This is a genomic window from Kitasatospora sp. NPDC059722, from assembly GCF_042733235.1.
GTDB lineage: Bacteria > Actinomycetota > Actinomycetes > Streptomycetales > Streptomycetaceae > Kitasatospora.
The window spans coordinates 6787-30110 of the sequence record NZ_JBHWGD010000040.1; the positions used below are offsets into that span (position 1 = coordinate 6787).

25 protein-coding genes are annotated in these 23324 nt (G+C 73.3%); 20 read left to right on the forward strand and 5 right to left on the reverse strand.

Annotated features, from left to right (window positions below; genetic code table 11):
• Window positions 1–282 precede the first annotated feature (282 nt).
• Together mmpB and ACFV4F_RS24280 are read left to right on the forward strand one after the other, a co-directional pair.
• Window positions 283–408, forward strand: a complete 126-nt coding sequence (gene mmpB, locus ACFV4F_RS24275) for a morphogenic membrane protein MmpB (protein WP_359972850.1) — start codon at window positions 283–285, stop codon at window positions 406–408.
• Between the two features lie 175 nt (window positions 409–583).
• Window positions 584–1183, forward strand: coding sequence for a nucleoside triphosphate pyrophosphatase (locus tag ACFV4F_RS24280; protein WP_380505403.1), 600 nt, complete (start codon window positions 584–586; stop codon window positions 1181–1183).
• Between the two features lie 39 nt (window positions 1184–1222).
• Here the strand turns inward: ACFV4F_RS24280 and ACFV4F_RS24285 are convergent, their stop codons facing one another.
• The gene (locus tag ACFV4F_RS24285; RefSeq protein ID WP_380505406.1) at window positions 1223–1981 is read right to left on the reverse strand and encodes an alpha/beta hydrolase; all 759 of its coding nucleotides are present in this window, start codon (window positions 1979–1981) and stop codon (window positions 1223–1225) included.
• Between the two features lie 98 nt (window positions 1982–2079).
• Here ACFV4F_RS24285 and ACFV4F_RS24290 point away from each other — a divergent pair, with 98 nt between their 5' ends.
• A complete protein-coding gene (locus ACFV4F_RS24290) occupies window positions 2080–2829 on the forward strand; it encodes a hypothetical protein (protein ID WP_380439094.1) in 750 nt (249 codons plus the stop codon).
• Between the two features lie 220 nt (window positions 2830–3049).
• Window positions 3050–4825, forward strand: coding sequence for an acetyl/propionyl/methylcrotonyl-CoA carboxylase subunit alpha (locus tag ACFV4F_RS24295; protein WP_380439092.1), 1776 nt, complete (start codon window positions 3050–3052; stop codon window positions 4823–4825).
• A gap of 70 nt (window positions 4826–4895) precedes the next feature.
• Here the strand turns inward: ACFV4F_RS24295 and ACFV4F_RS24300 are convergent, their stop codons facing one another.
• The gene (locus ACFV4F_RS24300) at window positions 4896–5852 is read right to left on the reverse strand and encodes a DeoR/GlpR family DNA-binding transcription regulator (RefSeq protein ID WP_380439110.1); all 957 of its coding nucleotides are present in this window, start codon (window positions 5850–5852) and stop codon (window positions 4896–4898) included.
• Between the two features lie 236 nt (window positions 5853–6088).
• The gene (locus tag ACFV4F_RS24305) at window positions 6089–7543 is read right to left on the reverse strand and encodes an NAD(P)H-quinone dehydrogenase (RefSeq protein ID WP_380439090.1); all 1455 of its coding nucleotides are present in this window, start codon (window positions 7541–7543) and stop codon (window positions 6089–6091) included.
• A 78-nt stretch (window positions 7544–7621) separates the two neighbouring features.
• Between ACFV4F_RS24305 and ACFV4F_RS24310 the strand changes: the two genes are divergently transcribed.
• The 11 genes from ACFV4F_RS24310 (at window position 7622) to ACFV4F_RS24360 (ending at window position 17140) form a co-directional block, all read left to right on the forward strand.
• Window positions 7622–8059 (forward strand): gamma-glutamylcyclotransferase, encoded by a 438-nt coding sequence (locus tag ACFV4F_RS24310; RefSeq protein WP_359972865.1) that lies wholly within the window; start codon window positions 7622–7624, stop codon window positions 8057–8059.
• 178 nt (window positions 8060–8237) lie between these two features.
• Window positions 8238–9059 carry a purine-nucleoside phosphorylase gene (locus ACFV4F_RS24315; RefSeq protein WP_380439088.1) on the forward strand — a complete coding sequence of 274 codons (822 nt, stop codon included), beginning with the start codon at window positions 8238–8240 and terminating at the stop codon, window positions 9057–9059.
• 153 nt (window positions 9060–9212) lie between these two features.
• Window positions 9213–10937, forward strand: coding sequence for a phospho-sugar mutase (locus tag ACFV4F_RS24320; RefSeq protein WP_380439086.1), 1725 nt, complete (start codon window positions 9213–9215; stop codon window positions 10935–10937).
• Between the two features lie 96 nt (window positions 10938–11033).
• Window positions 11034–11312: a hypothetical protein gene (locus ACFV4F_RS24325; RefSeq protein WP_380439084.1), complete on the forward strand. Its 279-nt coding sequence runs from the start codon at window positions 11034–11036 to the stop codon at window positions 11310–11312.
• 238 nt (window positions 11313–11550) lie between these two features.
• Window positions 11551–11910 carry a hypothetical protein gene (locus ACFV4F_RS24330; protein WP_380505409.1) on the forward strand — a complete coding sequence of 120 codons (360 nt, stop codon included), beginning with the start codon at window positions 11551–11553 and terminating at the stop codon, window positions 11908–11910.
• Window positions 11911–12419: 509 nt separating this feature from the next.
• Window positions 12420–13406: a deoxyribose-phosphate aldolase gene (gene deoC / locus ACFV4F_RS24335; RefSeq protein ID WP_329927569.1), complete on the forward strand. Its 987-nt coding sequence runs from the start codon at window positions 12420–12422 to the stop codon at window positions 13404–13406.
• 5 nt (window positions 13407–13411) lie between these two features.
• The gene (locus tag ACFV4F_RS24340) at window positions 13412–14887 is read left to right on the forward strand and encodes an aldehyde dehydrogenase family protein (protein ID WP_380505412.1); all 1476 of its coding nucleotides are present in this window, start codon (window positions 13412–13414) and stop codon (window positions 14885–14887) included.
• Window positions 14880–15782, forward strand: coding sequence for an aldehyde dehydrogenase family protein (locus tag ACFV4F_RS24345; protein ID WP_380439078.1), 903 nt, complete (start codon window positions 14880–14882; stop codon window positions 15780–15782). The genes ACFV4F_RS24340 and ACFV4F_RS24345 overlap by 8 nt, the downstream gene beginning before the upstream one ends.
• Before the next feature lie 265 nt (window positions 15783–16047).
• Entirely contained in the window at window positions 16048–16221 is a 174-nt protein-coding gene (locus ACFV4F_RS24350) for a hypothetical protein (RefSeq protein ID WP_380505415.1), read from the forward strand.
• A 20-nt stretch (window positions 16222–16241) separates the two neighbouring features.
• A complete protein-coding gene (locus ACFV4F_RS24355) occupies window positions 16242–16454 on the forward strand; it encodes a hypothetical protein (RefSeq protein WP_380505418.1) in 213 nt (70 codons plus the stop codon).
• A 47-nt stretch (window positions 16455–16501) separates the two neighbouring features.
• Complete coding sequence (locus ACFV4F_RS24360) at window positions 16502–17140, forward strand: ATP-binding protein (protein WP_380439074.1); 639 nt, start codon at window positions 16502–16504, stop codon at window positions 17138–17140.
• A 207-nt stretch (window positions 17141–17347) separates the two neighbouring features.
• On the opposite strand, the gene ACFV4F_RS24365 is transcribed toward ACFV4F_RS24360, so the two are convergent.
• Window positions 17348–18310, reverse strand: coding sequence for a SigE family RNA polymerase sigma factor (locus tag ACFV4F_RS24365; RefSeq protein WP_380439108.1), 963 nt, complete (start codon window positions 18308–18310; stop codon window positions 17348–17350).
• 280 nt (window positions 18311–18590) lie between these two features.
• Between ACFV4F_RS24365 and ACFV4F_RS24370 the strand changes: the two genes are divergently transcribed.
• From ACFV4F_RS24370 to ACFV4F_RS24385, 4 genes are all read left to right on the forward strand, one after another.
• On the forward strand, window positions 18591–19268 hold the full coding sequence (locus ACFV4F_RS24370; protein WP_188308557.1) for a response regulator: 678 nt from the start codon (window positions 18591–18593) through the stop codon (window positions 19266–19268).
• A 46-nt stretch (window positions 19269–19314) separates the two neighbouring features.
• Window positions 19315–20859 (forward strand): sensor histidine kinase, encoded by a 1545-nt coding sequence (locus ACFV4F_RS24375; protein ID WP_380505421.1) that lies wholly within the window; start codon window positions 19315–19317, stop codon window positions 20857–20859.
• Entirely contained in the window at window positions 20856–21191 is a 336-nt protein-coding gene (locus ACFV4F_RS24380) for a hypothetical protein (RefSeq protein WP_380498883.1), read from the forward strand. The genes ACFV4F_RS24375 and ACFV4F_RS24380 overlap by 4 nt, the downstream gene beginning before the upstream one ends.
• 94 nt (window positions 21192–21285) lie before the next feature.
• Entirely contained in the window at window positions 21286–21957 is a 672-nt protein-coding gene (locus ACFV4F_RS24385) for a VanZ family protein (RefSeq protein WP_380505424.1), read from the forward strand.
• Here ACFV4F_RS24385 and ACFV4F_RS24390 read toward each other — a convergent pair.
• The gene (locus tag ACFV4F_RS24390; RefSeq protein WP_380505427.1) at window positions 21911–22588 is read right to left on the reverse strand and encodes a PhzF family phenazine biosynthesis protein; all 678 of its coding nucleotides are present in this window, start codon (window positions 22586–22588) and stop codon (window positions 21911–21913) included. The genes ACFV4F_RS24385 and ACFV4F_RS24390 overlap by 47 nt on opposite strands.
• Before the next feature lie 143 nt (window positions 22589–22731).
• Here ACFV4F_RS24390 and ACFV4F_RS24395 point away from each other — a divergent pair, with 143 nt between their 5' ends.
• On the forward strand, window positions 22732–23238 hold the full coding sequence (locus ACFV4F_RS24395; RefSeq protein ID WP_380505430.1) for a hypothetical protein: 507 nt from the start codon (window positions 22732–22734) through the stop codon (window positions 23236–23238).
• Window positions 23239–23324 lie beyond the last annotated feature (86 nt).

The window sequence follows — 23324 nt, forward strand, 5'->3', positions numbered from 1 at the left end:
CGCCGCGCGGTCCGCCGGGCCGACACCCCCTGGCGGCCCACCGGCGGGGCGGGCTGAGCCGGCGCACCACTCCCGGAGGAGTGGGAAGTCGGCCGGGCCGACTTCCCACTCCTTTCCTTGTCGTGGGCGCTCCGCCCCTTGCCACAGGCGCTCCGTTCCGGCCCGAAGGACCGGCCCGAAGGACCGGCTCGAGGTTCCGGCCCGGAGTTCCGGCCCGAATCGCCCGGAACCTGAGTACGGATACTCAGGCGCCCCGCCCGGCCCGCGGCGCACCCTGGAAGGGTGCTCTGGTCAGACCCCCGCGACGAGCCCTCCCCCGAGGCCCGCCGGGTGCAGGAGAAACTGCACCGCGCCGGCCGTGTGCTCGCCGCCTACCTCCTCGTGATCGCCGTGCTGCTCCTGCTGTGACCACCGCGGCGCCCCGCGAAGATCCCGCGAAGACCTCCCGCGAGGACCTCCCGCGAACCCTCGCGGAAAGCCTCGCGACGACCCTCACGGAGAGCCCGCGGACAGCCCCCGGAGACCCTGCGAAGACCACCGTTCACCCGAACGGCCGACACCACGACCCCCTACCCTGGTGGGCATGACCGACCAGCGCGCCCTCGTCCTCGCCTCCGCCTCCCCCGCCCGCCTCGGGCTGCTGCGCCAGGCGGGCCTCGACCCGCGCGTGGTGGTCAGCGGCGTCGACGAGGACGCCATCACCGCCGCCACCCCGGCCGAACTCGCCCTCGTCCTCGCCGAGGCCAAGGCCAAGGCGGTCGCCGCCGAACTCACCGGCGGCGAGCTCGTGATCGGCTGCGACTCCGTCCTGGAGCTCGACGGACGGGCCCTCGGCAAGCCCACCGACGCCGCCGACGCGCTCGCCCGCTGGCAGTCGATGCGCGGCCGCTCCGGCGTGCTGCGCACCGGCCACTGCGTCATCGACACCGTGACCGGCGAGCAGGCCTCGGCCACCGCCTCCACCACCGTCCGCTTCGGCACCCCGGACGACGCCGAGGTCGCCGCCTACGTCGCCTCCGGCGAACCGCTGCACGTGGCCGGGGCGTTCACCCTGGACGGCCGCTCCGCACCGTTCATCGAGGGCATCGACGGCGACCCGGGCAACGTCATCGGCCTCTCGCTGCCGCTGCTGCGCACCCTGCTGGCCGAACTCGGCGTCCGACTGGTCGACCTCTGGGTCTGACGGCCCGGGCGGACCTCCGGGCCACCGGCCGGTCCGCACTCACTGTGCCGGGACGTTCTGCGCCAGGAAGGCCAGGACGTCGTTCAGGGCGCCGTCGGCGAGCAGGTCGGCGCCGTGCCGGGAGCCCGGGTAGATCTTGAGGGTCTTCGCGGGCGACACCGAGGTCGCGTACAGGTCCTTGGCGTCGCCCGCGAACGGCGAGTCGTCCTCCTCCGCCGCGAAGAACACCGGGGCCTTGATCTTCGCCACCGCGACGAGCGCGCGGTCCCCCTCGTAGTTGGCCGGGCCGCTCAGTGAGACCACCGCCGCCACCGGCAGCGGGGTCGACCGCTCGGCCGCGGCCTCCAGCGAGCCGGTGCCGCCCTTGGAGGCGCCGATCAGGACCGCCCTGGTGATGCCCTTCCCGCCCAGCCAGGTCAGCGCCGCCGGGACGTCCCGCGCCGGGCTGCCCGGCTCCTCGGTGGCGAGCACGGCGTACCCGGCCGCGGTGAAGGCCTTCAGGTAGGGCACCCAGTCGCAGATCGAACCGCCGAGCTGGTGCGAGAAGAACAGCGCGACCTTGGCCGTTCCGGCGTCCGACTGCTGGAAGTACCCGGGCCGCACCCCGGACACGGCCGGCACGTTGATGCTGCCCGTCCGGTTCTGTTCCTCGGTGAGGCACCCGAATCTTCGCGCCGGATCCGCCGTCGAGGTCGGCGCACTGGGCGACACCCTCGATCCCACGCTCTGGCACCCCGCCGCCACGAGCACCGCCAGTACGGCCGCCGCGACACCCAACTTCCCCGTCTTTACCGTCATTTGGCGAACGCTAGGGACCTCCCGCTGCACCGTCAATGGTCCGGACGGGCGCCCCCGGCTAGGCTGTCCGCCGTTTCGAACGGGGAGGGACGGCGCCGATGACCGACAACGTGCTCAACGTCGTACTGGGCCTGGTGGCGAGCGCCATCAGCGCCGGGCTCGGCTGGCTCGCCCAGGCCCTGCGGCGACGCCGCAGGGTGGAGCGGGTGCGGGCCTTCTTCGGCCTTCCCGCCGGCGGCGAGTGCCTGATCGTGGTGAACCGGCACGCCTCCGCGCCCAGTTCGAGGAGCGTCGCGCGCAACGACGTGTACGCCCTGATGGAGCTGGCCGCGCTGGTCAAGGAGTGCGGCGCACGGGCCGAGCTGGTGGCGCACGACGAGGTCCGCCAGGGCCTCGGGGACAAGGGCGAGTTCTGCATCGGCGGCCCGAGCAGCAACGAACGGACGGCGGCCCACCTGGCGTCCTGGCTGCCGGGGGTCGAGTACGTCCCGGCCCCGGGCGGCCACGTGCCGGTGCTGACCGTGGGCAGCACGGAGTTCCGGCACGAGGACGAGACCGAGCCCGGCGGCGGCCATTCCTTCGCCCTGCTCGCCCGGCTGCACCCGACGGCCGGCGACCGGCCGACCTTCCTGGTCGCGGGCCAGACCGCCGTCTCCAACCACGCCGCCGTCCGCCACCTGGTCGCCAACCACCGCAAGCTCGCCCGGCGGCACACCGAGGACGGCTCCTTCGTGCTGGTCCTCAAGGTCGTCAACCCCAAGGCCTACGGCCCCGATGTCGTCGAAGTCGCCGCCGACGTCACCGCCGACGCCCTGCGCCGGAGCGCCCGGACCCCGGCCACCGCGTGAGTGTGGCCAAGCCCACCGGCCCGCCACGCCGCCGCGCCACGACCGCGCCGTCACCGGGCCGCGCCCGCCCCGACCGCCCCACCTGCGAGGACGTCCGGGAGGCCGTCCACCGGCCCGCGAAACAGATCACCGTCCGTGTGGGATAGTTCACAACCTGGGGCTACTCGCCGGTACTGCCCAGGAATCCATAAACTCAACGAGGTTCAAGAAGGGAGCCACAGTGCGCAAGGTGCTCATCGCCAACCGCGGGGAAATCGCCGTCCGCGTCGCCCGGGCCTGCTCGGACGCCGGTATCGCCAGCGTCGCCGTCTACGCCGAGCCGGACCGGGATGCGCTGCACGTGCGCGCGGCCGACGAGGCTTACGCGCTGGGCGGTGACACCCCGGCCACCAGCTACCTGGACATCGCGAAGGTCCTGAAGGCCGCCGAGGACTCGGGCGCGGACGCGGTCCACCCCGGTTACGGCTTCCTGTCGGAGAACGCGGAGTTCGCCCAGGCCGTCCTCGACGCGGGTCTGACCTGGATCGGCCCGCCCCCGCAGGCCATCCGCGACCTCGGTGACAAGGTCACCGCCCGTCACGTCGCGCAGCGCGCCGGTGCCCCGCTGGTCGCCGGCACCCCCGACCCGGTCTCCGGGGCGGACGAGGTCGTCACGTTCGCCCGGGAGCACGGTCTCCCGGTCGCGATCAAGGCGGCCTTCGGCGGCGGCGGCCGCGGCCTCAAGGTCGCCCGTACGCTGGAGGAGATCCCCGAGCTGTACGAGTCGGCCGTGCGCGAGGCCGTCGCGGCGTTCGGCCGCGGCGAGTGCTTCGTCGAGCGCTACCTCGACAACCCGCGTCACGTCGAGACCCAGTGCCTGGCGGACAAGCACGGCAACGTCGTGGTGGTCTCCACCCGCGACTGCTCGCTGCAGCGCCGCCACCAGAAGCTCGTCGAGGAGGCCCCCGCGCCGTTCCTCACCCCCGAGCAGAACGCCGAGCTGTACCGCGCGTCCAAGGCCATCCTCAAGGAGGCCGGCTACGTCGGCGCCGGCACCTGCGAGTTCCTCGTCGCGCTGGACGGCACGATCTCCTTCCTGGAGGTCAACACCCGTCTGCAGGTCGAGCACCCGGTGACCGAGGAGGTCACCGGCATCGACCTGGTCCGCGAGATGTTCCGCATCGCCGACGGCGAGGAGCTCGGCTACGGCGACCCCGAGGTGCGCGGCCACTCCTTCGAGTTCCGCATCAACGGCGAGGACCCGGGCCGCGGCTTCCTGCCCGCCCCCGGCACGGTGACGCTGTTCGCCCCGCCGTCCGGCCCGGGCGTGCGCCTGGACTCGGGCGTCGAGACCGGCTCGGTCATCGGCCCCGCCTGGGACTCGCTGCTGGCCAAGCTGATCGTCTCCGGCCGCGACCGCAAGCAGGCCCTGGAGCGCGCCCGGCGCGCGCTGAACGAGTTCAAGGTGGAGGGCATGGCCACCGCCATCCCGTTCCACCAGGCCGTCGTCACCGACCCGGCGTTCGCGCCCGAGGTGCACGGCAGCGAGGGCCCGTTCACGATCTACACCCGCTGGATCGAGACCGAGTTCGACAACACCATCCCCCCGTTCGCCGGCGCGCCCGGCGAGGGCGAGGAGGCCGAGGGCCGCGAGACCGTCGTCGTCGAGGTCGGCGGCAAGCGGATCGAGGTCTCCCTGCCGTCCTCCCTCGGCGTCTCGGCGGCCCCCGCCGCGGGCGCGACGGGTGCGGCCAAGGCCAAGCGCCGGGTGGGCGCGAAGAAGGCCGGCTCGGCCGTCAGCGGTGACACGCTGGCCTCGCCGATGCAGGGCACGATCGTCAAGGTCGCCGTCGAGGAGGGCCAGGTCGTCGCCGAGGGCGAACTCATCGTCGTCCTGGAGGCGATGAAGATGGAGCAGCCCCTCAACGCCCACAAGGCCGGCACCGTCGTCGGCCTCAAGGCCGAGGTCGGCGCGAGCGTCAGCAGCGGCGCCGCGCTCTGCGAGATCAAGGACTGACACTCCGTCAACCGACCGGTCCGTACGCCCCCCGCGGGTGTGCGGACCGGTCGCGTTTCACCCGCAGGTGTCACCGCCCGCGCGGGACGCCCAGTTCGGCCAGCCGGACCTGCATCCCGCCCGGCCCGGCCGGGCCGCCGTGCGCCCCGGGCCGGCGCTGGCCGGGCAGCGGGGCGCCACCGGGCGGCGGGGCGGCCCGGCGCGGCAGCGGGCCGGGCTGGGTCTGGTGGACGGGCCCGCTGCCGGTGCCGTGCACCGGGGCGTCCCCGCTGGGGGCGGCGCCGAGCGGCGCCAGGTCGATCTGCACCCCGCAGTCGGCGAGGGCGTCCAGCTCGCGCGCCGAGGCGTCGTCCGAGGTCGCGTGCTCGTCGGTGACCAGCCGGGTGATGGTCTCGGTGGGCACGGTCTGGAACATGGTGTCCGCGCCGAGCTTGGTGTGGTCGGCGAGGACGATGACCTCGGCGGCCGACTGCACCAGCGCCCGGTCCACGCTCGCGGACAGCATGTTGGTGGTGGACAGCCCGCGGTCGGCGGTGAGCCCGCTACCGGAGATGAAGGCCTTGGACACCCGCAGCCCGTGCAACGACTGCTCGGCACCGCTGCCGACCAGCGCGTAGTTGGAGCCCCGCAGGGTGCCGCCGGTCATCACCACCTCCACCCGGTTGGCGTGCGCCAGCGCCTGGGCGACGAGCAGCGAGTTGGTGACCACGGTCAGGCCGGGCACCCGGGCGAGCCGGCGGGCCAGCTCCTGGGTGGTGGTGCCGGCGCCGACGACGACCGCGTCGCCCTCCTCCACCAGCCCGGCGGCGAGGTCCGCGATGGCGCTCTTCTCGGCCGCGGAGAGGTGGGTCTTCTGCGGGTAACCGGGTTCGCGGCTGAAGCCGCCGGGGAGCACCGCGCCGCCGTGCCGGCGGTCGAGGAGCCCTTCTGCCTCCAGCGCCCGTACGTCCCGGCGCACGGTCACTTCGGAGGTCTGGACGACGCGGGCCAACTCCCGGAGCGAGACCGCTCCGTTGGCGCGCACCATTTCGAGGATCAACTGGCGACGTTCTGCTGCAAACACAGAACCGACGGTAACCTGCGTGACCGTCTGCTTTCAGGCGTTTGCAGCTAGTAGCGGGAAATGCTCACGCACGAGCGGCGCGTGACCGTACAATACGCGCCGTCAATGACCCGGGACTGCGCCCGCCGTCCGGGTGAGGGCCGCGTGCGCGAAAAGGGCGGCCACCGATCGGTGACCGCCCCCAACTGTGCGCCGGATGCTCAGGATTCGCCCTCGGCCCGCTTGCGGATGTGCAGCTGCCGGGCGGCCTCGGCGGTCGAGCCGGACACCGACGGGTAGACGGTGAAGGCGCTGGCCACCTGTTCGACGGTCAGATTGGCGTCCACCGCGAGGGAGATCGAGTGGATCAGCTCGCTCGCGCGCGGGGCGACCACGACGCCGCCGACCACGATGCCGGTGCCCGGACGGCAGAACAGCTTCACGAAGCCGTCCCGGATGCCCTGCATCTTCGCCCGCGGGTTGCCGCGCAGCGGCAGCTTGACCTCGACCGCGTCCATCTTGCCGCACTGCACGTCGGCGGCGGTGTAGCCGACGGTGGCGATCTCCGGGTCGGTGAAGACGTTGGAGGCGACGGTCTTCAGGTTGAGCGGCTGCACCGCGTCGCCGAGCGCGTGGTACATCGCGATCCGGCCCTGCATGGCCGCCACCGAGGCGAGCATGAAGACGCCGGTGCAGTCGCCGGCCGCGTAGACGCCCGGGGCGCTGGTGCGCGAGACCCGGTCGACCTGGATCTGGCCCCAGTCGTTGAGCTTGACCCCGGCCTCCTCCAGGCCCATCTCGGCCGTGTTGGGGATCGAGCCGACCGCCATCAGGCAGTGCGTGCCCTCGATCACCTTGCCGTCGGCGAGGGTGACCTCGACCCGGTCGCCGATCCTCTTGGCGCTCTCGGCCCGCGAGCGGCCCATGACGTTCATGCCGCGGCGGCGGAAGACGTCCTCCAGCACCTCGGCGGCGTCCGGGTCCTCGCCCGGCAGCACCCGGTCGCGGCTGGACACGAGGGTCACCTTGGAGCCCAGCGCCTGGTAGGCACCGGCGAACTCGGCGCCGGTGACACCGGAGCCGACCACGATCAGCTCGCGCGGCAGCTCCTCCAGGTCGTACACCTGGGTCCAGGTCAGGATCCGCTCACCGTCCGGCTGCGCGTCCGGCAGCTCGCGCGGGTGGGCGCCGGTCGCGATCAGCACCGCGTCGGCGCGCAGCGAGTGCACGGTGCCGTCGGGGGCGTCCACGAGCACCTCGCGGGAGCCGTCCACGGCCTGCCCGCCGGCGCCGAGCCGGCCCCGGCCGCGCAGCACGGTGACACCGGCGCGGGTGACCGACTGGGTGATGTCGTGGGACTGGGCGATCGCCAGTCGCTTCACACGGCGGTTGACCTTGCCCAGGTCCACGCCGACGACCTTGTCGCCGTGCTCGCGCGCGGCCCCGTCCCGGGCGACGGTGATCCCGAGCTCGTCGTAGGAGCTGTCGAAGGTGGTCATCACCTCCGCGGTCGCGATCAGCGTCTTCGACGGAACGCAGTCCGTGAGCACCGCCGATCCGCCCAGACCGTCGCGGTCGACGACGGTCACCTCCGCGCCGAGCTGAGCGGCGACGAGAGCCGCCTCATAGCCGCCGGGTCCGCCACCGATGATCACGATCCGAGTCACGCTCACCATTGTCCCGCACGCCCAGAGCACTGCCACGCCGGGGTACGGGCTTCTGTGCGATCCCCCAGTCGCCGTAGTCTGGCCCGCATGCCCCTTTACGCCGCGTATGCCACGAACCTCGATGCCCGGCAGATGACCCGCCGCGCCCCGCACTCCCCACTGCGCGGAACCGGCTGGCTGGACGGCTGGCGGCTCACCTTCGGCGGCGAACAGCTCGGCTGGGAGGGCTCGCTGGCCACCGTCGTCGAGGACGAGAAGGACCAGGTCTTCGTCTCCCTCTACGAGATCGCGCCGATGGACGAGGAGGGCCTGGACCGCTGGGAGGGCGTCCAGCTCGGCATCTACCGCAAGATCCGGCTGCGCGCGCACACCCTGGACGGCGACATCCCGGTCTGGACGTACGTCCTCAACGACTACGAGGGCGGCCTGCCCGCGGCCCGCTACCTCGGCCTGATCGCCGACGCGGCGGAGAGCGCCGGCGCCCCGGACGACTACGTGATGGACCTCCGCCGCCGGCCCTGCTGACCCGCCGCGCGGGACACCCCGGGGACCACCGGAGGGCGGTGCGGAACTGTCGATACCGACGAGGCCGGTCACCCGAAAAGCGGCACCGAGCTGTGCTTTCGGGTCAACCGGGTAACGATCCGGCAAGCCGCACCGGATTTTCTACGCGCGTAGCCGATTCCCGTCTATCCTCGGATCCGTGAACGCTACTCCTCAGTCGGTCGTCTCCGCCGACCCCTACGCCGCCGCCCAGGCCGCCGCCGCGCGCCTGCGCGAGCTGACCGGTGCCGAGCGCCACGACGTCGCCCTGGTGATGGGCTCCGGCTGGGTGCCGGCCGCCGACGCCCTCGGCGAGACCGTGGCCGAGTTCCCGGTCACCGAGCTCCCGGGCTTCCCCGCCCCCGCCGTCGCCGGCCACGCCGGCAAGATCCGCTCGGTGAAGATCGGCGACAAGCGCGCCCTGATCTTCCTCGGCCGCAACCACTACTACGAGGGCCACGGCGTGGCCACCGTGGTCCACGGCGTGCGCACCGCCGCCGCGGCCGGCTGCGGGACCATCGTCCTGACCAACGGCTGCGGCGGTCTCCGCGAGGGCTGGGTCCCCGGTCAGCCGGTGCTGATCAGCGACCACATCAACCTGACCGCGGACTCCCCGATCGTCGGCGCCAACTTCGTCGACCTCACGGACCTGTACTCCAAGCGCCTGCGCGCCCTGTGCCGCGAGGTCGACCCGTCCCTGGACGAGGCCGTCTACGTGCAGTTCCGCGGCCCGCACTACGAGACCCCGGCCGAGGTCAACATGGCCCGGGTGATCGGCGGCGAGCTGGTCGGCATGTCCACCACCCTGGAGGCCATCGCCGCCCGCGAGGCCGGCGCCGAGGTGCTCGGCATCTCGCTGGTCACCAACCTGGCCGCGGGCATCACCGGCGAGCCGCTCAACCACGAAGAGGTCCTGGAGGCCGGCAAGGCCTCGGCCGAGCGCATGGGCGAGCTGCTGAGCAAGGTCCTGGAGCGGATCTGACCCCGCACGGCGCACAATCATGAACGACGGGGCCCGCGGGCGGCCGTGATCCCGCTGATCACACCCGCCCGCGGGCCCCGTCCGCATGCGCACACCTTCTTTGCGGAACCCTCCGGCCGACACACCGACGTACTTCCCGATGGAGCAGCCGCCATGACGCAGGCACCCAACCCCGACCTCATCGCCCGGACCCGGGCCTGGCTGGCCGAGGACCCCGACCCGCAGACCCGCGAGGAGCTCACCGCGCTGCTGGCGCGCGCCGAGGACCCGGCGGCCGACGAGGACGGCAAGCTCGCCTGGGCCGAGCTCACCGAGCGCTTCGCCGACCGGCTCCAGTTCGGCACCGCCGGCCTGCGCGGCGAACTCGGCGCCGGCCCGATGCGGATGAACCGCGCCGTCGTCATCCGGGCCGCCGCCGGCCTGGTCGCGTACGTGAAGGCACAGGGCCTCGGCGACCTCGTCGTCATCGGCTACGACGCCCGCCACAAGTCGTACGACTTCGCCCGCGACACCGCCGCCGTCGTGGTCGGCGCCGGCCTGCGCGCCGCGCTGCTGCCCCGCCCGCTGCCCACCCCGGTGCTCGCCTTCGCGATCCGCCACCTGGGCGCCGCCGCCGGCGTCACCGTCACCGCGAGCCACAACCCGCCGCAGGACAACGGCTACAAGGTCTACCTGGGCGACGGCTCGCAGATCGTCCCGCCGGCCGACGCCGGCATCGCCGCCGAGATCGACGCGATCGGCTCGCTGGACGACGTCCCGCGCGCCGAGGACGGCTGGGAGGTGCTCGGCGAGGACGTCATCGAGGCGTACCTGGCCCGTGCCGCGTCGATCGTCGACCAGCACGGCCCGCGCGACCTCGACGTCGTCTACACCCCGATGCACGGCGTCGGCCGCGACACCCTGCTCGCCGCCTTCCGCGAGGCCGGCTTCGCCGCGCCCACCGTGGTCGCCGAACAGGCCGAGCCGGACCCGGACTTCCCGACCGTGGCGTTCCCCAACCCGGAGGAGCCGGGGGCGATGGACCTCGCCTTCCGCACCGCCGCCCAGGTCGGCCCGGACATCGTCATCGCCAACGACCCGGACGCCGACCGCTGCGCGGTGGCCGTCCCGGTCAACGCCAACGCGGCCGGCAGCGGCAACGGCACCTCCGGCTGGCGCATGCTGCGCGGCGACGAGGTCGGCGCGCTGCTCGGCTCGGCCCTGGTCGCCAAGAAGGCCGAAGGCACCTTCGCCACCACGATCGTCTCCGCCACCCTGCTGGGCCGGATCGCCGAGGCGGCCGGTCTCGGGTACGCCGAGACGCTCACCGGCTTCAAGTGGATCGCCCGCGCCGACGGCCTGCGCTACGGCTACGAGGAGGCACTCGGCTACTGCGTCGACCCCGAGGGCGTCCGCGACAAGGACGGCATCACCGCCGCCCTGCTGGTCGCCGAGCTGGCCGCGACCCTCAAGAAGTCCGGCCGCACCCTGAGCGACCTGCTGGACGACCTGGCGCTGGAGCACGGCCTGCACGCCACCGACCAGCTCTCCGTCCGCGTGCAGGACCTGTCGCTGATCGGCGCCGCGATGGCCCGCCTGCGCGAGCAGCCGCCGACCGTCCTGGCCGGCCTGAGCGTCGCCCGGGCCGACGACCTGACCGCCGGCTCGGCCGAGCTGCCGCCCACCGACGGGCTGCGCTACTACCTGGCCGGCGACGCCGTCCGCTCCGCGCGGATCGTGGTCCGGCCGTCCGGCACCGAGCCCAAGCTGAAGTGCTACCTGGAGGTCGTCCTCCCGGTCGCCTCGGCCGCCGACCTGGCCGGCGCCCGGGTGCGGGCCGCCGAGCTGCTCGACGCCGTCAAGCGCGACCTGGCCGTGGCCGCGGGCATCGACGGCTGACACCGTCCCGGATCACCGCACGAGCGCCTCCCGTCGGGGGCGCTCGTGCGGTATCCGGCCTCCGCCGGGGCCGACCGGCTGCCATAGGCTCCACGCATGGACACATCCGACGCGGTGAGCACCGAGCAGCGACTCGCGGCCATCGAGGCCAAACTCGACGCCATCATCGGCCACTTCGGCATCCGCTACCCCCGCCCGGAGGGCCTGCCCCCGGCCGTGGCGTCCCGCGACCCCCGGACGATGCCGGAGGTGGTCGCGTACGTGCAGCGCGGCAAGCTGATCAACGCGATCAAGGTCTACCGCGAACGGACGGGCGCCGGGCTCGCAGAGTCGAAGAAGGCCATCGACGTCCTGGCCGCCCAGTTGGGCCGCTGACCGGCACGCCCGTGGTCGCGCTCCGGCCCCGGCCCCCCGACCCGCTCGCGGGAAGCCGGACGGGCCGACTTCCCCGTGCCGGAGCGGGCCGCCGGGGGGTAGGGGGGGGCGGGCGACGCACCCAACGGCGCATAAGTCGATAAACCACATAAACGCGGGCTGGCCCAGGAGCCGGCGGGCGCTCACCCACCAGCACCACCGCACGACGATCGGCCCGGCGGCGTCCGGACGGGAGGCGTTGCGTTCGGCCATCTCCTGGAGCACCGAGGTCACCTGGTCGGACCAGGCCCGGGTCGGGTCGGAGGAGCCCGCCACCGGCGAGCCGGCGGACGCGCCGCCACCGCCGCCGAAGACCATCCCCATCCGGGAGGTGTGCTCGGGGGCGCCGCCGCGGGCCCGGACCCGGTTGGCGCGCTTGCGCTGGCGCAGCGACACCGGAACGGCCCACACCTGGAACTTCCTGCCCTCGGCGAGCAGCTCGACCGAGTACCCGGCGCGCAGCGCGTCCACCGCGGCCCACGGCGCGGTGATCGTGCGCCACGGGTTGCGCACCACCAGCCGCCGGTCGTTGGCCAGCACCGCCGGGCGCAGCGTGTAGGCGATCACCGGGAAGGCGAACACCGGCACGGCCGCGAGCGACACGGCGGGCGTCTTCCCGGTCCCGTTCAGGGCGGCGTCGCCGATCAGCCACGCGGCGACGGCCAGCAGCAGCACGCCGGAGATCACACCGGGAACCGAGCGGTACACGCGGTCCGCGTACCCGGGTTCCCCGTCGGGGGCGGCGGGGCCCTGGTGGGGCTTGCCGTCGGAATCGGTCATGCCGACGATTCTGCCCCATGCCTCCCAGGAAGAGGTCTCGGTAGGGCATCGGTTGCCGGGGAGGCTCCCCGCCCGCCCGCCGGCGGCTGCGCGCCCCCGAACGGCCCCGCGCGCCCCTCTCTCGCCCACGGCTCTCGCCCGGGCCGTCCCCTCCCCCCGCCCAAGCCGCCCCCATCCGTTCCCACCGCCACCGCGCGCCCCTCCCCCGCCCCCGAGATCTCGGTCCGGCCACGAAAGCAAGGCCCTCTAGCGGTCGGCTACGCGCGTAGATATGCTGGTCTGGTGACTATGTCCACTGTTGCAGCCAATGCCCCCGGCGTTGCGGGCAGCGGCCTCGCGGACGTTGCGGCGTCCGAGGCCTCGCTCCGCCGCTTCCTGCACGGCCTGCCCGGCGTCGACCAGGTCGGCCTGGAGGCGCGTGCCGCCACCCTCGGTACCCGCTCGATCAAGACCACGGCGAAGGCCTACGCCATCGACCTGGCGATCTCGATGATCGACCTGACCACGCTGGAGGGCGCGGACACGGTCGGCAAGGTGCGCGCACTGTGCGCCAAGGGCAGGACCCCCGACCCCTCCGACCCGTCCACCCCCCGCGTGGCCGCCATCTGTGTCTACCCGGACATGGTCGCCACCGCGAAGGACGCCCTGCGGGGCACCGACATCCAGGTCGCCTCCGTCGCCACCGCCTTCCCGGCCGGCCGCGCCGCCCTCCCGGTGAAGCTCGCCGACACCGCCGACGCGGTCGCCGCCGGTGCCGACGAGATCGACATGGTGATCGACCGGGGCGCCTTCCTCTCCGGCCGCTACCTCGACGTCTTCAACGAGATCGTCGCCGTCAAGGAGGCGTGCAAGCGCGCCGACGGCAGCTACGCCCACCTCAAGGTCATCTTCGAGACCGGCGAGCTCCAGACGTACGACAACGTGCGCCGCGTCTCCTGGCTCGCGATGCTGGCCGGTGCCGACTTCATCAAGACCTCCACCGGCAAGGTCGCCGTCAACGCGACCCCGCCGGTCACCCTGCTGATGCTGGAGGCCGTGCGCGACTTCCGCGCGCAGACCGGCGTCCAGGTCGGCGTGAAGCCCGCCGGTGGCATCAAGACCACCAAGGACGCCATGAAGTACCTGGTGATGGTCAACGAGACCCTCGGCGACGACTGGCTGAGCCCGCACTGGTTCCGCTTCGGCGCCTCCAGCCTGCTCAACGACCTGCTGATGCAGCGCCAGAAGCTCGCCACCGGCCGCTACTCCGGCCCCGACTACGTGACGGTGGACTGATCACCATGGCCAAGAAGAAGAACATCGAGGAGCCGGTGAAGGCCTCCGGCCTCTTCGCCTACGCCCCGGCCCCCGAGTCCCCCGCCGCCGCGGGCGACATCGCCACCTCCTACGGCCACTTCATCGGCGGCGAGTTCGTCGACTCCTCCGGCAGCGAGGCGCTGAAGACGGTCAACCCGGCCACCGAGCAGGTGCTCGCCGAGTTCGCCCAGGGCACCGACGAGGACGTCGACCGCGCGGTCGCCGCCGCCCGCAAGGCGTTCGCCGACTGGTCGGCGCTGCCGGGCAGCGAGCGCGCCAAGTACCTGTTCCGGATCGCCCGGATCATCCAGGAGCGCAGCCGCGAGCTGGCCGTGCTGGAGTCGATCGACAACGGCAAGCCGATCCGCGAGACCCGCGACGTCGACCTGCCGCTGGTCGCCGCGCACTTCTTCTACTACGCGGGCTGGGCCGACAAGCTCGACTTCGCCGGCTACGGCCCGAACCCGAAGCCGCTGGGCGTGGCCGGCCAGGTCATCCCGTGGAACTTCCCGCTGCTGATGCTGGCGTGGAAGATCGCGCCCGCCCTGGCGACCGGCAACACGGTCGTCCTGAAGCCGGCCGAGACCACCCCGCTGACCGCGCTGCGCTTCGCCGAGATCTGCCGCCAGGCCGGTCTGCCGAAGGGCGTCGTCAACATCGTCACCGGTGACGGCCGCACCGGCGCCGCGCTCACCGCGCACCCGGACGTCAACAAGGTCGCCTTCACCGGCTCGACCCCGGTCGGCCGGGCGATCGCCAAGCAGCTGGCCGGCACCCGCAAGAAGCTCTCGCTGGAGCTGGGCGGCAAGGCGGCCAACATCGTCTTCGACGACGCGCCGATCGACCAGGCCGTCGAGGGCATCGTCAACGGCATCTTCTTCAACCAGGGCCACGTCTGCTGCGCGGGTTCGCGCCTGCTGGTCCAGGAGTCGGTCCAGGACGAGCTGCTGGACGCCCTGAAGCGCCGGATGGGCACCCTGCGGGTCGGCGACCCGCTGGACAAGAACACCGACATCGGCGCCATCAACTCGGCCGAGCAGCTGGCCCGGATCACCGCGCTGACCGAGGCCGGCGAGGCCGAGGGCGCCGAGCGCTGGTCGCCGGCCTGCGAACTCCCGGGCACCGGCTTCTGGTTCAAGCCGACCCTGTTCACCGGCGTCAGCCAGGCCCACCGGATCGCCCAGGAGGAGATCTTCGGCCCGGTCCTGTCGGTGCTGACCTTCCGCACCCCCGAGGAGGCGGTCGCGAAGGCCAACAACACCCCGTACGGCCTCTCCGCCGGCATCTGGACGGAGAAGGGCTCGCGCATCCTCTGGATGGCCAACAGGCTCAAGGCCGGTGTGGTCTGGGCCAACACCTTCAACAAGTTCGACCCGACCTCGCCGTTCGGCGGCTTCAAGGAGTCGGGTTACGGCCGCGAGGGTGGCCGCCACGGTCTGGAGGCCTACCTCGATGTCTGATGTCGTTGCGCGTCTTGACGTCCTCAAGACCTACAAGCTGTACGTCGGCGGGAAGTTCCCGCGCTCCGAGAGCGGGCGGGTGTACGAGGTGACCGACGCAAAGGGCGAGTGGCTCGCCAACGCCCCGCTGGGCACCCGCAAGGACACCCGGGACGCCGTCCTGGCCGCCCGCGCGGCGGTCAAGGGCTGGGCCGGCACCACCGCGTACAACCGCGGCCAGGTGCTGTACCGGGTGGCCGAGATGCTGCAGGGCCGGCGCGAGCAGTTCGCCGCCGAGGTGGCCGTCTCCGAGGGCGTCGGCCCGAAGAAGGCCGCCGCGCTGGTGGACGCCGCGATCGACCGCTGGGTCTGGTACGCGGGCTGGACGGACAAGGTCGCCCAGATCGCGGGCGGCGCCAACCCGGTCGCCGGACCGTTCTTCAACCTGTCGACCCCCGAGCCGACCGGCGTGGTCGGGATCGTCGCCCCGCAGGCCGGGTACGGGCACTCGCTGCTCGGCCTGGTCTCGGTGATCGCCCCGGCGATCGCCACCGGCAACACGGTCGTGGTCGCCGCCGCCGCGGACGCCCCGCTGCCGGCCCTGTCGCTGGGCGAGGTGCTCGCCACCTCGGACGTCCCGGGCGGCGTGGTCAACATCATCTCGGGCCGCACCGCGGACATCGCGCCGACCCTGGCCTCGCACCAGGACGTCAACGCCGTGGACCTCACCGGCGCCATCGCGGCCGACGGTCCCGGCGCGGCGCCCGCCCTGGAGGCCGCCGCCGCGGATACCCTGAAGCGGGTGGTCCGTCCGGAGCTGGACCCGTTCGCCCAGGACTGGACCAATGCTCCCGGTACCGACCGGCTACTCTCCTTCCTGGAGACGAAGACGGTCTGGCACCCGATGGGGATCTGACTCTCCGTCGACATCGAGTAACAACTCCACAGACTGGCCGTCCCCAGTGCCCTCTCCCCCCCAGGGCCCGGACGGTCATAGGACGGACCCGCACCTCTCCCCCCCTGGTGCGGGTCCGTCGGCGTTCGCGGCCGTGCCGGGGCCGGCCCCCGCCATCCGCCCGGCCGACGACTTTGGTCGCACCGGGACGATCCCTTCGGCGCTCCCGGCCCGGCCGGCCCGTCCGGACACTGGGAAGGGACGGCAGGACGGGAGAGGAGACCCGATGGGCGAGGTCCTGGGCGAGCTCATGGCGCTGTTCGCGGACGGTTTCGTCCGCCGGCTGCGGCTCGCCCGCACCCGGCGCCGGCTGGCCGCCGGACGGCCCGCCCGGATCCCCTGCTCGGCGCGCGTCGACCGCCCGGCGAGGACGCGGGCTACGTCAACGGCCGGCTGCTGATCACCCCCGCCTCCGCGACCGTGACCTTCGCCTCATCCGCCCTGCGCCTGGAGCTCGCGGCCGGCGGCGAGTTCCACGAGCCCGAGCCCGAGGTCTGGCACGACCAGGACTGGGCGGCCACCGCCTACCGGCCGCCCGGGCCCGGCCCGTTGGTCTACCTCCAGACCGACACCGCCCACCTCCCGCTGCTGCACGCCGCGTTGGCCGCGCCCGCCGTGGCGGAACCGGTGTAGTCCGACCGGTTTCGGCATCGGGCCCGGATGCGTCAGACTGGTGTCCCGTGAGTGACGAGCCGCTGAACCCTGTGCCGACGACCCGCGCCCGGGTGGTCCTGCTGTCCGGCCCCTCCGGATCCGGGAAGTCCTCGCTCGCCGGCCGCAGCGGCCTGCCGGTGCTCCAGCTCGACGACTTCTACAAGGACGGCGACGACCCCACCCTGCCGCTGCTGCCCGACGGCGCGGTCGACTGGGACTCGCCGCTCGCCTGGCACCGCGACCAGGCCGTCGCCGCCATCCGCGACCTCCACGAGACCGGCCGCACCGAGGTGCCGGTGTACTCGATCCCGGACAACGGCCGCGTCGGCACCCGCACGCTCGACCTGGCCGGCGCCCCCGCGTTCATCGCCGAGGGCATCTTCGCCGCCGAGATCGCCGTCCGGTGCGCCGACGAGGGCCTGCTCGGCGACGCGCTGTGCCTGCGCAACGGCGCGCTCACCACGGCCTGGCGCCGGCTGCGCCGGGACGTCCGCGAGGGCCGCAAGTCGCTGCCGGTGCTGCTGCGCCGCGGCTGGCGGCTGATGCGCGCCGAGCGGTCCATCGTCGGCCGCCAGGTCGCCCTGGGCGCCCACCCGTGCGCCGGCCCGGAGGCCGTCCGCCGGATCACCGCGGCGGCCGGACAGCCGCAGCTCTCGTCCGTGTGACACCCGGGGTAGCCCTCGGACGACAGAACGACGGGCCCGGTGCGTCTCCCCCGCACCGGGCCCGTCGCGTTCGGACGGTCGTCGGGCTCCCCCGTGGACATCGCTCCCCCGAGCCGACGTCCGCAGTCCGTGACCGTCCTCTTCCCGTCCCCCGACGGGAGTCCCCTGTTACTCAGACGCTTCGAGCGTCCCTTCCCGTTACAGCCGTCACGCGACCAGTTCGCCGAACGCCCGCATGGTGTCGCCGGACTTGTTCAGGTGCTCGTCGTCGCGCAGGCGGCGCAGGGCGCGCCAGATGCTGCTCTTGACCGTGCCGACGCTGATCCCCAGCACGTCGGCGATCTCCGGGTCGGTCTTGCCCTCGTAGTACCGCAGCACCAGCATGGTCCGCTGGTTCTCCGGCAGCTTCGCCAGCGCCTGCCAGAGCACGGTGCGCAGCTCGGTGCCGCCCATCGCGTCGGTGTCGCCGGCCGTCTCCGGCAGCTCCTCGGTCGGGTACTCGTTGACCTTGCGGCGCCGCCAGGCGGAGATGTGCAGGTTGGTCATGGTGCGGCGGAGGTAGCCCCCGACCGCGGCCTTGTCGGTGATCCGGCCCCAGGCGCGGTAGGTGCTGAAGAGCGCGCTCTGCAGCAGGTCCTCGGCCTCGTAGCGGTCACCGGTCAGGTGGTACGCCGTGGCGTACAGGGAGGCGCGGCGCTCGCGCACGTACGCGGTGAACTCCGTGATGTGGTCCTCCGCGACGGCCGGGTGCTCCCCCTGCGCGTCTCCCTGTCCCGCCTCGGTGGTGCGCGCGGCGGCGGGGTTCAGCCGCAGCAGCGTCGCACCGGCGGCCTCACGGCCGGTCGGCTCCCCCGAGCCGACCTTCCGCAGGCCGTTCCCCCCGTTGCCCCCCAGGGCGTCCTTGCCCTCGACGCGGACGGGGAGGATCCCCCGCAGCGTGAGGGTGTTGGCGGAGTCGACCGCACTCCCCATCCGGCCGATCCCGTACAGCTCCCCCGCCCTGCCCGCGCCGCTCACCCGGCGAGTGGCAGGATTCCCGGTGCTGTGTGCGCACCCCCGTACGGTGACGGCACCGGAGTTCTCGTCGGTCCTGATCTCGTACCGGGTCCGGTGGGTGGTCGCTGAGGAACGCGCGGTGCGGACAGCCGGGTTGGTCCGGGTCTGAAGCATGGCGTTCATCGTGCGCCCCCTTGGTTCGGTACGAGCGGGTTCCGGTTGCCGCCCTCCAGCGGCCCGGTTGGCCCGCTGTCCTGCGGCGACATGGAAAATCCTGCCCGGCGGTTGTGATGGCGCTGTCCGCCGACTGTCACAGGGGTGTCACAGGGGACGGGCCGAACGCCTCGGTCCGCCTCCCTCCTACCGGACGCCGGTGGCGCTCCTTCCGGTTCCCGAACGGACGGTGACCGGTCCGGGGGGTGATTCGCGGCTTCCGGTGGGCCAAAATGGGGCCGTGCCTTTCCTCCTACTGATCGAGGACGACGACGCCATCCGGACCGGCCTCGAACTCGCCCTCACCCGCCAGGGCCACCGTGTGGCCACCGCCGCCTCCGGCGAGGACGGTCTGAGGCTCTTCAAGGAGCAGCGGCCCGATCTGATCGTGCTGGACGTGATGCTGCCCGGAATCGACGGCTTCGAGGTCTGCCGCCGGATCCGCCGCACCGACCAGCTGCCGATCATCCTGCTGACCGCCCGGTCCGACGACATCGACGTCGTGGTCGGCCTGGAGTCCGGCGCCGACGACTACGTGGTCAAGCCGGTGCAGCCGCGCGTCCTGGACGCCCGGATCCGGGCCGTGCTGCGGCGCGGCGAACGGGAGAGCTCGGACTCCTCCGCGTACGGCAGCGTCGTGATCGACCGCGCCGCCATGACCGTCACCAAGGACGGGCAGGACCTCCAGCTCACCCCGACCGAGCTGCGGCTGCTGCTGGAACTCAGCCGCCGTCCCGGCCAGGCGCTCTCCCGCCAGCAGCTGCTGCGGCTGGTGTGGGAGCACGACTACCTGGGCGACTCCCGCCTGGTGGACGCGTGCGTGCAGCGCCTGCGGGCCAAGGTCGAGGACGTGCCGTCCGCGCCGACCCTGATCCGGACGGTGCGCGGGGTCGGCTACCGGCTGGACCCGCCGTCCTGAGCCGCGCCCTCCGTGCCCGCAAACTCCCGTACGACGACAGGCTCCTGTGACTGACCAACAGACGACGACCCGGCGCTTCGCCACGGGCAAGTGGCGCAGCCTGCGCTCGCTGCGGGTCCGGCTGATCGCGGTGTTCGCGGCGGTCGCGCTGCTCGCCGCCGTATCGGCCTCCGGCATCGCCTACTGGCTGAACCGCGACGCGGTGCTCAAGCGCGCCCAGGACACGGCCCTCAACGACTTCCGGGTCTCGCTCACCCGGAACGTCTCCGACCTGCCCATGGGCGCGAGCTGCCCGGAACTGGCCGCGCTCGCCACGAACGTCGCCAGCTCCGGACTGAGTTACGACGTCGTCGTGGTCGACCCGGCGCACCCGGAGTGCCCGGCCTCCTCCGACCCGGCGCACTTCACGCTCGCCGACGTGCCGGCCGCGCTGCAGTCCACCGTGGCCCGCCCGCGCGAGGTCACCGAGAGCAACCCGTACCCGTACCACCTGTACTGGCAGCGGCAGAACCTGGAGGGCCGGCCGTTCGTGATCGGCGGCACCAAGGTGGTGCCGAACGGGCCGACGGCGTACATGTTCAAGTCGCTGGAGAACGAGCGGGCCGACCTCAACACCCTGGGCTGGTCGCTGGCCATCGCCACCCTGCTGGCGCTGATCGGCTCGGCGCTGCTCGCGCAGGCCGCCTCGGCGACGGTGCTGCGGCCGGTCAAGCGGCTCGGCGACGCCGCCCTGGCGCTCGGCGAGGGCCGTCTGGACACCCGCCTCGAAGTCGAGGGCTCGGACGAACTCGCGGACCTCGCGCGGACGTTCAACCGCGCCGCGGAGTCGCTGCACGAGCAGGTCGAGGAGCTGAGCGCGCGCGAGGCGCAGAGCCGGCGGTTCGTCGCCGACATGTCGCACGAGCTGCGCACGCCGCTGACCGCGATGACGGCCGTCACCGACATCCTGGAGGACGAGGCCGAGTCGCTCGACCCGATGATCGAGCCGGCCGTCCGGCTCGTCGTCAGCGAGACCCGGCGGCTGTCCGACCTGGTGGAGAACCTGATGGAGGTGACCCGCTTCGACGCCGGCACCGCCAAGCTCGTCGCCGACGAGGTGGACGTCGCCGACCTGATCATGTCCTGCATCGACGGCCGGGCCTGGTACGACGCGGTCGAACTGGACGCCCCGCGCGGCATCCTCGCCGTCGTGGACCCGCGGCGCCTCGACGTCGTCTTCGCCAACCTGATCGGCAATGCGCTCAAGCACGGCGGCTCGCCGGTGCGGGTCAAGGTCCGGGAGACCGACGGCTCGGTGGTCGTCGAGGTCTCGGACAGCGGCCCCGGCATCCCCGAGGACGTGCTGCCGCACGTCTTCGACCGCTTCTACAAGGCCGACCGCGGCCGGGCCCGCTCCGAGGGCAGCGGCCTCGGACTGTCCATCGCGATGGCCAACGCACAGATCCACGGGGGAACGATCACGGCGGCGAACGGGGAGGTCGGGGCGGTGTTCACGCTGACGCTGCCGCTGGCGCCGCCACCGCCGCCGTCCGCGGACGGGGCCGGCGACGGCACCGTCCGGGACGCCGTCGAGCACGAGGACGCCCAGTGAACCCCCCTGCCCCCGCCGCCGTCCGGCCTCCCACCGCCCGCCGGGCCGCCGGCGTACTGCTCCTGCTCGCGCTGGCCTCCGGCTGCGGGATCCGCCCGACCGCCGTCCCGGTGGACGCGGGCGCCCCCGCCAGCCGGACGGCCTGCCCGACCGCCCCGCACATACCGACCGCGCCGGCCACCCCGACCCCGGTCGCACCGAGCCCGCCCGCGGCCCGGAGCACCGCCAAGGCGGGCCCCGGCCCGTCGCCCAGCCCGGCCGGGCCGACCACCCCGCCGCAGGACAACGTGTTCAGCGCCGTGCCGACGGCGGCGGCGAACGCCTGCAAGTGACGGGTCCCGCCTGCTCGGGGCGGATCGGGGCGCGTGTCGGAATGTTCACGCCCGGCGTGGAACCGCCGCGCCACCGGCTCACGTCCTTCCCCCCGTGCAGCGAGATGGCACCAGGACACGCGACGAGCGTTCCGGCGCACGGACCGACACCGGGCCGGCGCCGGCCGTCCACCGTCCCCTGCGACAGGTCGGACTGGCGGGCCTCGCCCTCCACCTGTCGCTGGTCCTGTGGCTGGTCGTGCTCAGACCACTGCCGGTGGCCTGGGTCTACGACGCCAACCTCACGCCGCTGGCCTCCCTGCGCTCCTCCTCGGCCTGGCAGGTGGTCGGCGAGCTCGTCCTGCTGGCCCCGCTCGGCGTCCTGCTCCCGCTGGCCGGCGGGCGGCCGCGCGCCCCGTGGCTGCCGTCCTTCCTGCGCACCACCGGCGTCTCCGCCCTGCTGGCCACCGGCCTGGAGTTCCTCTCCTCCTGGACGCCCGGGCACGTCCTCAACGTCGACCACATACTGCTCGCGGTGATCGGCGTCGCCGTGACGCACGTGGCCCTCGTCCCGGCGCTGCGGCGGCTGGTGCGGGAGCGGCGGCCCCGGGCCCGCGGGCCCGAGGGGGCGACGGAGGGCGTTCCTCAGGCCGCGAAGGCTGCGAAGGCGGCAAAGGCTGCGAAGGCCCCGAAGACCTCGAAGATGACCAGCCTGGTGAGCCCCCCGGTCGCCGCCGCGATCACTCCGGTCCCGGCCGCCCGGGCGTCGGCCGAGCCGGCTCCCTGAGCACCAGGCCGCCGACCTCGATCAGCCCGGCCCCGCGCAGCGCGGTCACGATCCGCGAGCCCCGGCCCTGCGTGACGGTCAGCGCCCGCCCGAGCCGCGCGGTCAGCAGCAGCGCCGCCGCGCCCGTCGCCTCGTCCTCGTCGATGCCGTCGTCGCGCCCGGGGAAGCCGCGCGCCCGGACCGTCCCTTCCGCCTCGTCCTGCCAGGCCCACGCGTAGATCCACTCGCCCGGCGGCGGCACCTCCAGCGCGTCCACCTCCGCCGCCGACCCGTACTGCCGCAGGGTGCGCGGCGGCGCCCAGTCGGCGCGCGCCTCGATCAGCGTCAGCCCGTCCTCCCGCCGGACGCCCACCTCGCCGGCGGGCGTCACGAGGCGGTCCACCCCGAGCAGCCAGCCCGTCCCGACGCACGGGTGCCCGGCGAACGGCAGCCGCAGCGTGGGCGTGTAGATGTCGATCACGCCCCGCACCGGGTCGTCGACGAACACCGTCTCGCTGAACCCGAGCTCCCGGGCCACCGCCTGCCGCTCGTCGCGGCCCGGCACCGACGCCCCGTCCCGCACCACGCCGAGAGCGTTCCCGCACTCCCCGCCGGGCCCGCAAAAGACCCGCAGCACCTCATAGTCAGTCATTTCCCCACCCTCTCAGCCGGATTACAGCAGAACACGACGACTCCGTGACGAAAGGCCCGAGACGGATGCCGGACGCCTCAAGTACCGTGCGCTCTCGTCCCCGACGGTTCACCGTTTCTCATTCCAGCCCACAGGATCCCGCGTTGAACAACCTCGACTTCGGCAACCACTCCCTGTTCTCCTGGTACGTCGCCCTGATGGCCGTCAGCGGCATCGCCATGGTGATCCTGGGGGCCATCAACGTCGGCGGCCAGAAGGGCGGTTGGCGGGTCCTCAACATCCTCGCCGGTGCCGCGTTCGCCGGCTACGCCTACTACCTGGGCTTCGTCTTCGACGAGGACGTCTACCACATCTACTTCCAGGCCTTCATCCTGCCGGTCCTGCTGATCGCCGGCTCCGTGAAGGCCGTGGTCAACCGCCGCACCGCCCCGGCGGCCCCACAGCCGGCCCAGCCGCCGGCGCCGCCGGCCCACGACCCGAACGCCCAGCCGCTCCAGCCCTCCCCCGTCGCCCCGGCACCCCAGCCCTCCCCCGTCGCCCCGGCGCCCCAGCCCGCCCAGCCCGCCCCGACCATCCCGACCATCCCGCCCGCCCGGCCCGTCGCGGACAACCCCTACGCCCAGCCCCAGCAGCCCCCACAAACGAACTGACCCCCGCACCGGGGGTACCCGCCCGCGGGGACTCGGGGTGGACCCTGAGGGGGCCCCGACTCGCGGGTACGCCTCGCCGGTGAGAC

Excerpts from the sequence above, each read along its gene's own strand:
- ACFV4F_RS24280 (WP_380505403.1), top strand. The coding sequence starts at position 584 with ATGACCGACCAGCGCGCCCTCGTCCTCGCCTCCGCCTCCCCCGCCCGC.
- ACFV4F_RS24285 (WP_380505406.1), bottom strand. The coding sequence starts at position 1,981 with ATGACGGTAAAGACGGGGAAGTTGGGTGTCGCGGCGGCCGTACTGGCG.
- ACFV4F_RS24290 (WP_380439094.1), top strand. The coding sequence starts at position 2,080 with ATGACCGACAACGTGCTCAACGTCGTACTGGGCCTGGTGGCGAGCGCC.
- ACFV4F_RS24300 (WP_380439110.1), bottom strand. The coding sequence starts at position 5,852 with ATGGTGCGCGCCAACGGAGCGGTCTCGCTCCGGGAGTTGGCCCGCGTC.
- ACFV4F_RS24305 (WP_380439090.1), bottom strand. The coding sequence starts at position 7,543 with ATGGTGAGCGTGACTCGGATCGTGATCATCGGTGGCGGACCCGGCGGC.
- ACFV4F_RS24310 (WP_359972865.1), top strand. The coding sequence starts at position 7,622 with ATGCCCCTTTACGCCGCGTATGCCACGAACCTCGATGCCCGGCAGATG.
- ACFV4F_RS24320 (WP_380439086.1), top strand. The coding sequence starts at position 9,213 with ATGACGCAGGCACCCAACCCCGACCTCATCGCCCGGACCCGGGCCTGG.
- ACFV4F_RS24325 (WP_380439084.1), top strand. The coding sequence starts at position 11,034 with ATGGACACATCCGACGCGGTGAGCACCGAGCAGCGACTCGCGGCCATC.
- deoC (WP_329927569.1), top strand. The coding sequence starts at position 12,420 with ATGTCCACTGTTGCAGCCAATGCCCCCGGCGTTGCGGGCAGCGGCCTC.
- ACFV4F_RS24340 (WP_380505412.1), top strand. The coding sequence starts at position 13,412 with ATGGCCAAGAAGAAGAACATCGAGGAGCCGGTGAAGGCCTCCGGCCTC.
- ACFV4F_RS24345 (WP_380439078.1), top strand. The coding sequence starts at position 14,880 with ATGTCTGATGTCGTTGCGCGTCTTGACGTCCTCAAGACCTACAAGCTG.
- ACFV4F_RS24350 (WP_380505415.1), top strand. The coding sequence starts at position 16,048 with ATGGGCGAGGTCCTGGGCGAGCTCATGGCGCTGTTCGCGGACGGTTTC.
- ACFV4F_RS24365 (WP_380439108.1), bottom strand. The coding sequence starts at position 18,310 with ATGCTTCAGACCCGGACCAACCCGGCTGTCCGCACCGCGCGTTCCTCA.
- ACFV4F_RS24390 (WP_380505427.1), bottom strand. The coding sequence starts at position 22,588 with ATGACTGACTATGAGGTGCTGCGGGTCTTTTGCGGGCCCGGCGGGGAG.